The following is a 1081-nucleotide window of genomic DNA, read 5'->3' on the forward strand; positions in this document are numbered from 1 at the left end:
CACCACTAAACCGTAACCTCTTAAATACTCTGCAAATACGACTGTGCCAGGGTAAACCGCTTTAACTTGTTGACCATAGTTAGCGGAAAGCACCATACCTTTCCAGTTTACTTGTCCGGTTTGACGCGTACCGAAGTTATGTAACACACTGCCTTTGAGTGGCCATGGTAGTTTGCCGCGCTGTTTGCCGAGCCCGTCCATTGGTACCGCATTTCGCTTGGCGGCTTTTGCAATCTCGGCTTTTAGACGGGTTTCATTGCGTTGTAGCTCAGCAAGGTAACGTTTGTCGTTTTTAATGCTGCTCTGAATTTTGTTCAGCGTTTGCTTACGATTCGACTGCGTACTGGCCAGTGCGGTACGCTTTTCTGATTGCTGCTTGAGCAGGGTTTCGATCTGCTCTTTCTCTAGCTCAAGTTGGTTTTTGTTGTGCGCCAACTCTTGAGTGGTTTTGGTGATGGCATCAATCACTTCGGCACGAGCCTTGGCTAAGTGCTGAAAGTATTGGCTAATCCGGTCTTCTTCTACGCCTTGATTCAATAAGTGCCCATTCGCTTTCGCTCGCTCGGTCACGTAATACGTTTGCAGCAACTGCTTGAGCTCTTCCTCTTGTGCTTGGCGCTGGGCTTCTTGCAAGGAGATTTTCTCTTCCAGTTTATTGATGTTCTTGTCTGCTTGAGCAAGGTCGGCTTTGGTTTGCTTGATTTCTCGCTCCAGCTTAGAAATGCCAAGCTCTTGGTTTTTGAGCGATTTTTGCAGCTCGTTAAGCTGTTTCTCTTGCGAGGTTAGCGCCTTCTTTTGGCGATTGATTTCGCTGGAAACGCCTTTGAGCTCTTGCTGACTTGCGGCGAAAGAAGAGAGGGGATAGGTGGCAGATAAAGCACAAGTTAATAAAATAGCCGAGCGGAGCACTGGGTGATTTTGTTTTCGCACTTGAGAGTTACCTACCACATTATTGTCAAAGGATCAGAAGACGGTTAAATGCCATCTCCATGGAGAAAGCTTTGTGATCTACCGTTAAAGCCTTGGTGCATATCGAGAGACGGTTTGTATGTTTGTGGTCGACCGACGATTTTCGCGGGTA

Annotated in this window: 1 protein-coding gene and 1 pseudogene; both read right to left on the minus strand. The window is 47.3% G+C overall.

Going from position 1 to position 1081, the window contains the following annotated elements; genetic code table 11:
- The coding region (locus R7Z49_RS23555; protein ID WP_318112150.1) for a peptidase M23 at positions 1-948 on the minus strand (948 nt) is incomplete at its 3' end.
- Positions 949-974: 26 nt separating this feature from the next.
- Positions 975-1081 (minus strand): annotated as a pseudogene (cysE, locus tag R7Z49_RS23560) (serine O-acetyltransferase); the annotation flags it as partial.

This window comes from Vibrio sp. 1562, from assembly GCF_033340155.1.
GTDB lineage: Bacteria > Pseudomonadota > Gammaproteobacteria > Enterobacterales > Vibrionaceae > Vibrio > Vibrio alginolyticus.